Origin of the sequence: Mycobacterium sp. (genome assembly GCF_049647605.1) — a bacterium.
GTDB lineage: Bacteria > Actinomycetota > Actinomycetes > Mycobacteriales > Mycobacteriaceae > Mycobacterium.
Map to the genome: position 1 here is coordinate 1 of NZ_JBARXZ010000170.1, position 7138 is coordinate 7138.

The following is a 7138-nucleotide window of genomic DNA, read 5'->3' on the forward strand; positions in this document are numbered from 1 at the left end:
GCCCAGGCCGAGGCGGCGCGCCAGGCCGGTCAGGCGGAGGCGGACGCGCGCAAGGCCGCGGCCGAGGCCCTGCGAATCGAGCGCCAGGCCGAAGCCGACGGCATCAAGGCCAAGCTGGTGGCCGAAGCCGCCGGTAAGAAGGAGATCGCCGCCGCACTGAACTCCTACTCCCCCGAGGCGGCCAGGCTGCAGACCCTGCCCGACATCCTGGCGTCGGTGGTCAAGGCCACCGAGGCCGCGGCCGCACCGCTGGGCGAGATCGAGCGGTTGTCGATCATCGGCGGCGCCTCCGACGCCCAGGACGCGGTGAGTGGACTGCTCGGGGTGAGTCCGCTCGCGGTGGCCAAGATCGTCGAGGCCCTGCGCGCCTCCGGCATCGACTTGGCTCAGCTGCTGAACCGGGCTGACACCGTCGAATCGCCGGCACCGGCACAGCAGCCGGTTACGCCAGCGGAGTAACACTGCGGTCGTCGCCCCTCAGGCCTGCCGGTTGTCAGCGGCCAGGCGCATACTTACAGGCGATGTCCGGATCAGACTCCCAGAACCGCAAACCCGTCATCCTGACCGTCGATGACGATCCTGCGGTCTCGCGCGCCGTCGCGCGGGATCTCCGCCGCCACTACGGCGAGAATTTCAGGATCGTGCGCGCCGAATCGGGACCCGACGCACTGGAAACCCTCAACGAGCTCAAGCTGCGCGGCGAAACGGTGGCGGTGTTCGTCGCCGACTACCGGATGCCCCAGATGAGTGGCATCGAGTTCCTCGAGTCCGCCATGGACCTGTTCCCGATGGCCCGCCGCGTGCTGCTGACCGCCTATGCCGACACCCATGCGGCCATCGACGCCATCAATGTCGTCGACCTGGACCACTATCTGCTCAAGCCGTGGGATCCGCCGGAGGAGAAGCTGTACCCGGTGATCGACACGCTGATCGAGGCGTGGCGCGCCACCGGGGACCGGGCCATCCCCCACACCAAGATCATCGGCCACCCGTGGAACGCCCGCTCCAATGAGGTCCGCGAGTTCCTGGCTCGAAATCGGCTGTACTACAGCTGGCTCCGAGCCGACGAACCCAAGGGCCGGCAACTGCTGGAGGCGGCGGGTCTCGACGAGCTGAACCTGCCGGTGGTGATCACCGAACAGGGTCAGACGTTGGTGGAACCCACCGATACCGAGCTGGCCGCCACTCTCGGCCTGACCACCACTCCCGCCGAGGATTTCTACGACCTGGTGGTCATCGGCGGCGGCCCGGCCGGTCTGGCGGCCGCGGTCTACGGGGCCTCCGAGGGCCTGAAGACGGTACTGATCGAACGCACCGCCACCGGCGGACAGGCCGGGCAGAGCTCCCGCATCGAGAACTACCTCGGCTTCCCCGACGGTCTCTCGGGTTCGCAGCTGGCCGAACGGGCCCGCCGCCAGGCCGAGAAGTTCTCCGCCGAGTTGATCACCGCCGCCGAGGTCACCGCACTGGAGATCGACGGTTCGGCGCGCACCGTCAAACTGTCCGACGGCCGCTCGATCGGTGCCCGGTCGGTGATCCTGGCGATGGGCGTGGAGTACCGGCAGCTGGCCGCCGAGGGGTGCATCGGCCTCACCGGCGCCGGGGTCTACTACGGTGCGACGGCCTCGGTCGCCGCCGACTGCGACGACGACGAGGTGTACGTCATCGGCGGCGCCAATTCGGCCGGGCAGGCGGCGATGCACCTGTCGCGCACCTCCAAGTCGGTGACCATCGTCAGCCGTCGCACGCTCGAAGATTCCATGTCGCACTACTTGATTCAGCAGATCCGGGCCAACGACAAGATCAAGGAACTGCCCAACACCGTGGTGCACGCGGTCAAGGGCAACGGTCACCTGGAGGGGATCTGCCTGGAGAACCGGCAGACCGGGGAACGCCAGGACCACACGTGCGGGCGGATGTTCATCTTCATCGGCGCCGAGCCCCGCACCGACTGGCTCGACGGTGTGGTGGTCCGTGACGACCACGGCTTCATCCTCGCCGGGCCGGATCTGCGTGATGTCGCCGGCTGGACCCTGGATCGCCCGCCGCATCACCTGGAGACCAGCGTTCCCGGGGTGTTCGTCGCCGGCGATGTGCGCGCCGAATCCGCCAAACGGGTGGCTGCCGCCGTCGGCGAGGGATCCATGGCGGTGATGTTGGTGCACCGGTATCTGGCTGAGGCCTGACGAGACAGGGGCCGGGGTATGGCGGGCGGGTGCGATATCGATGAGCTGCGTGGGCTGTTCATCTTCGACGGCCTGACCGACGCCCAACTGTTGCAGCTGTGTGGCGGCGGCCAGGTGTTGTCGCTACCGGCCGGCCAACTGTGCCGCGAAGGCGAACCCGCCGACCATTTCTACGTCTTGCTCGACGGTGAGATCGCGCTGTCGAAACGCTCCGGCGCCCGGGACATCGACATCTGGCGGGCATCGACTCCGGGCTCCTACTGCGGCGCCTGGTCGGCGTTCCTGCTCGACGAGGACGTCACCTACGAGAACACCGCGACGTTGACCCGGCCGTCGCGGGTGTTTGCTCTCGATGCGACCACGTTGGGCACCTTCCTGCAGACCGAGTTCCCCATGGCGACCCATCTGCTGGTCGGGCACTCGCATGGCCGGCTTCATCAGCGGCGCATCCTGGGTCCACATGACCGGCTGGTGCAACTGGGCCAGCTGACCGCCGGACTCACCCACGAGCTCAACAATCCGGCCGCTGCAGCCGTGCGTGCGGCCGCCGAATTGCGCAGCCAGCTCACCGGGTTACGCCGACGACGCAGCGAACTGCCCGACGGCCTGGCTTCGTTGGACGAGTTGCAGGAACGCGTCGCCGAACTGGCCGCCAAACCCGCCGACCTGACCTCGGTCCTGAAATCCGATCTCGAAGAGGCGCTCGGCGAATGGCTGGACGCCCACGGGGTCACCGACGGATGGGAGCACGCGGGCGCCTTCGCCGAGGCCGGCGTCGACATCGACTGGATGGAACGGATCTCGGCGGCGGTCTCCGAGGCGGGCGAGGCCTCCCCAGAGATGCTGGGTGCGGCCATCCGGTGGTTGGGCGGCACCGTCGAAACCGAGCTGCTGCTGACCGAGATCGGTGATGCCACCAGCCGCATCTTCACCCTCGTCGACCAGGCCAAGCAGTACTCGCAGCTGGACCGCGCGCCGTTCGACGTGGCCGACGTCCACGCACTACTGGACACCACGTTGGCCATGCTGTCGCACCGCATCGGTGACCACATCACGGTGGTGAAGGAATTCGAGCCGGGACTACCGGCGCTGCCCTGCTACCCGGCCGAACTGAATCAGGTGTGGACCAACCTGATCGAGAACGCGCTGGACGCACTGGCCGGGATGCCGGCGGGCACGCTCACGGTGCGCACCCGCCGCCACCAGGACATGGTGCGGGTGGAGATCTGCGACGACGGAGCGGGTATCACCGACGATGTGCTGTCGCGGGTGTTCGACCCGTTCTTCACCACCAAATCGTTTGGTGACGGCACCGGATTGGGACTGGACATCGCCGCCCGCATCGTCGACCGTCACCTCGGCAGCCTGTGGGCGGAATCATCTCCGGGTGATACACGTTTTATTGCAGCACTGCCCCTTGATCTCACCCCCGCCGATTCTGGGTCTTGACAGGACATTAGGAAGGACACATCCATGGGCGAGGAATGCCTGGCCGAGGAGCTACGGACACTGTTCCTGTTCGAGCACCTCACGCCGGAACAGCTGGACATGTTGTGCGCAAACGGCCACATCGAGACGTTTCCGCCCGGTCCGCTGTGCGCCGAAGGCGATCCGGCGACGTGCTTCTACGTGCTGATCGACGGCGAACTGGTGATGACCAAGCGTTCCGGCGGCATCGACATCGAAACCGGCCGCACCTCGCAACGCGGTGTGTATTGCGGGGCCTGGTCGGCGTACATCCCCGGCGAGGAACACACCTACCAGGCCAGTACTCGACTCCTGCGGGAGTCACGGATGTTTGTGCTCGACGCCGACGCGTTGGCCCAGTTCATGCAGTCGCAGTTCCCCATGGCGGTACATCTGCTCGAAGGCCACATGGTCGGTACGGCCCGGGCCCGCTCCATCCTGGATCAGCGCGAGAAGCTGCTGTCGTTGGGCACTCTCACCGCCGGCCTGACCCATCAGCTCAACAATCCGGCCGCGGCCACCGCACGTGCCGTCGCCGACCTTCGCGAGGGTGTCTGCCACATGCGGCACAAGCTGGCGATGGTGGCCGAGGCGAAGTTCACCCCGGAGGCACTGCGGGTCCTGATCGACATCCAGGATCAGGTCGCAGAGCAGGTGGCCAAGAGCAAAGACCTGGAGCTCACCGCGCTGGAGACCTCCGACCGGGAGGACCAGGTCGGCGATTGGCTGGAGGATCACGGGATCGCCAGCGCGTGGGATTACGCGCCGACGTTTGTGGAGGCCGGTCTGGATACCGACTGGCTGGAACGGGTGTCGACAGTGGTCGACGACGTCGATGCCTCGGCCTCGTTGCAGAGCGCCATCGGATGGCTGAAGTACACCATCGACAACGAGCTGCGGATGAACGAGATCGCCGAAGCCAGCAAGCGGATCAGCGCACTGCTCGCCGGGGCCAAGCAGTACTCGCAGATGGACCGCGGCGCCTACCAGAGCGCCGATGTGCACGAGCTGTTGCGCAGCACGATGATGATGTTCGGCGACAAGATCGGCAAGGACAAGCCCGTCACACTGGTCAAGGACTTCGACCTATCCCTGCCCGAAATATCCTGCTATCCAGGCGATCTCAATCAGGTGTGGACCAACATCATCGACAACGCCATTCAGGCGATGGACGGACGCGGCACGTTGACGGTGCGGACCTCACGCGAGAGCGAGTCGCTGGTGCGCATCGAGATCTGCGATGACGGTCCCGGAATCCCCGCCGACATCGTCGACCGGATCTTCACCCCGTTCTTCACCACCAAACCGGTCGGTCAGGGCACCGGTCTCGGCCTGGACCTGGCGTGGCGGGTGATCGCCGAGAAACACCGCGGCACCCTGACGGTGCAGTCGCAGCCCGGAGACACCCGGTTCATCGTCTGTCTGCCGCTGCAGGCCCCAGCACCCGCATCGACGACCCCCACCGAAATCACCGTGAGCGAATCGGAATAGCGACCTCGCCTTCGCGGGTTGTCGGTGAAGTGACCAAACCAGATCTGGGCAGGTACGGCGTCTTCGGCCACTATGCCCAATGGCGGCAGTTCCCAGCGGAGCAACTCGAGGAGATCGAGAGTCTCGGCTACGGCGCCATCTGGGCCGGCGGCTCCCCGCCCGCGGATCTGACGTGGGTGGAACCCATTCTGGCTGCCACCGAATCGCTGCAGTTGGCAACCGGCATCGTCAACATCTGGACCGCAGGCGCGGGCCCGGTGGCCGAGTCGTATCACCGGATCGAGGCGGCCTATCCCGGCCGATTCCTGCTCGGTATCGGAGTCGGCCACCCCGAAGCCCATGCCGAGTACCAAAAGCCCTATGACGCGCTCAACGACTACCTCGACCAGCTCGATTCCCACGGTGTCCCCCGGCAGCGCCGAATCGTCGCCGCGCTGGGTCCGCAGGTGCTCAAGTTGGCGGCCCGCCGCAGCGCAGGTGCACACCCGTACCTGACCACGCCGGCACACACCGCCCGGGCGCGTGAGTTGATCGGCCCGGGGGCGTTCCTGGCCCCCGAGCACAAGGTGGTGCTGACCACCGACGCCGAGCAGGCTCGCCGCGTCGGCCGCAAGGCCCTCGACATCTACTTGGGCCTGGACAACTATCTGAACAACTGGAGACGTCTCGGGTTCGGTGATGAAGATGTCGCCAAACCGGGTAGTGACTCTTTGGTGGACGCTGTGGTCGCTCATGGCGAAGTCGGTGCCGTGGCTGCGGCGTTGGCGGCGCACCTCGACGCCGGTGCCGACCACGTGCCGGTTCAGGTGCTGACCTCACCTGAGAAACTGGTATCTGCCCTGGCCACGTTGGCCGGACCGCTCGGATTGAAATGAATAGCCCGAGATCAATAGATGGGGACCCCGATGACTGACGCTGTTTCGCTCAAACCCGACCTCGGCCGGTACGGGGTGTGGACCGGTGGTCCGGTGACCCCGGAACAGGCGATCGAGATCGAGAAGCTGGGCTACGGAGCGGTGTGGGTCGGGGCCTCGCCGGCCGCCGATCTGTCGTTTGTCGAACCCATTCTGGAGCAGACGGAGACGCTGCAGATCGCCACCGGCATCGTCAATATCTGGACCGCCGACGCCGACACGGTGGCCGAGTCGTATCACCGCATCGAAAAGGCCCATCCCGGCCGGTTCCTGCTCGGTATCGGGGTGGGCCATCCCGAGCACACCCAGGAGTACACCAAGCCCTATGACGCATTGGTCGACTACCTGGATGCATTGGACGCCAAGACGGTGCCGACCAGCCGCCGGGTGCTTGCCGCGTTGGGACCGAAGGTGCTCAAGCTGGCGCGCGATCGCAGCGCCGGCGCCCACCCATACCTGACGACGCCGGAGCACACCGCCCAAGCCCGTGAATTGGTGGGTAACACCGTGTTCCTGGCGCCGGAACACAAGGTGGTGCTGACCGACTCCAGCGAAGCAGCAGCCGAGCAGGCGCGCGAGCTGGGCCGCAAGACGGTCGGGTTCTATCTGGGCTTGAGCAACTACGTGAACAACTGGCGCCGGCTGGGCTTCACCGCCGACGATGTGACCCCACCCGGCAGCGACAAGCTGATCGACTCGGTGGTGGCGCACGGCGACGCCGAGACCATCGCGGCCAGGCTGGCCGAGCACCTGGAGGCCGGTGCCGACCACGTCGCTGTGCAGGTCCTCGGGAGCCGGGACGAGCTGGTGCCGACGCTGACCGCGCTCGCCGGGCCGCTGGGGCTGACAAGTAGCTGACAAGTCGCAGACGGTGGGCCCGGACCGCGGTTCCCGGGCTAGAGTCTGTCCCCATGCAATTGCTGGTCACCGGGGGCGCGGGATTCATCGGCGCCAATTTTGTCCACGCGGCGGTCCGCGACTTCCCCGGTGACTCGGTGACAGTGCTGGATGCCCTGACCTACGCGGGCAGCCGGGAGGTGTTGGCACCGGTTGCCGGGGCGGTTCGGCTGGTCGTCGGCG

Annotated in this window: 7 protein-coding genes; all 7 read left to right on the forward strand. The window is 66.7% G+C overall.

The features are described from left to right. On the forward strand, positions 1 to 459 hold a 459-nt coding region (locus WBB07_RS21905), incomplete at its 5' end, for a flotillin domain-containing protein (RefSeq protein WP_526310492.1). 62 nt (positions 460 to 521) lie between these two features. After that, positions 522 to 2186 carry an NAD(P)/FAD-dependent oxidoreductase gene (locus WBB07_RS21910; protein WP_526310494.1) on the forward strand — a complete coding sequence of 555 codons (1665 nt, stop codon included), beginning with the start codon at positions 522 to 524 and terminating at the stop codon, positions 2184 to 2186. Between the two features lie 18 nt (positions 2187 to 2204). Further along, complete coding sequence (locus tag WBB07_RS21915) at positions 2205 to 3635, forward strand: ATP-binding protein (protein WP_526310496.1); 1431 nt, start codon at positions 2205 to 2207, stop codon at positions 3633 to 3635. A 24-nt stretch (positions 3636 to 3659) separates the two neighbouring features. Further along, entirely contained in the window at positions 3660 to 5144 is a 1485-nt protein-coding gene (locus WBB07_RS21920) for an ATP-binding protein (RefSeq protein WP_526310498.1), read from the forward strand. Positions 5145 to 5173: 29 nt separating this feature from the next. Then, positions 5174 to 6019, forward strand: coding sequence for an LLM class F420-dependent oxidoreductase (locus tag WBB07_RS21925; protein WP_526310500.1), 846 nt, complete (start codon positions 5174 to 5176; stop codon positions 6017 to 6019). A 30-nt stretch (positions 6020 to 6049) separates the two neighbouring features. Then, complete coding sequence (locus WBB07_RS21930) at positions 6050 to 6916, forward strand: LLM class F420-dependent oxidoreductase (RefSeq protein ID WP_526310502.1); 867 nt, start codon at positions 6050 to 6052, stop codon at positions 6914 to 6916. A gap of 53 nt (positions 6917 to 6969) precedes the next feature. Further along, a partial coding sequence (locus WBB07_RS21935; protein WP_526310504.1) for an NAD-dependent epimerase/dehydratase family protein occupies positions 6970 to 7138 on the forward strand: 169 nt, incomplete at its 3' end.

What these genes read in the sequence shown, in the direction of transcription:
- WBB07_RS21915 (WP_526310496.1), top strand. Translation starts at nt 2,205, where the DNA reads ATGGCGGGCGGGTGCGATATCGATGAGCTGCGTGGGCTGTTCATCTTC.
- WBB07_RS21910 (WP_526310494.1), top strand. Translation starts at nt 522, where the DNA reads ATGTCCGGATCAGACTCCCAGAACCGCAAACCCGTCATCCTGACCGTC.
- WBB07_RS21930 (WP_526310502.1), top strand. Translation starts at nt 6,050, where the DNA reads ATGACTGACGCTGTTTCGCTCAAACCCGACCTCGGCCGGTACGGGGTG.
- WBB07_RS21920 (WP_526310498.1), top strand. Translation starts at nt 3,660, where the DNA reads ATGGGCGAGGAATGCCTGGCCGAGGAGCTACGGACACTGTTCCTGTTC.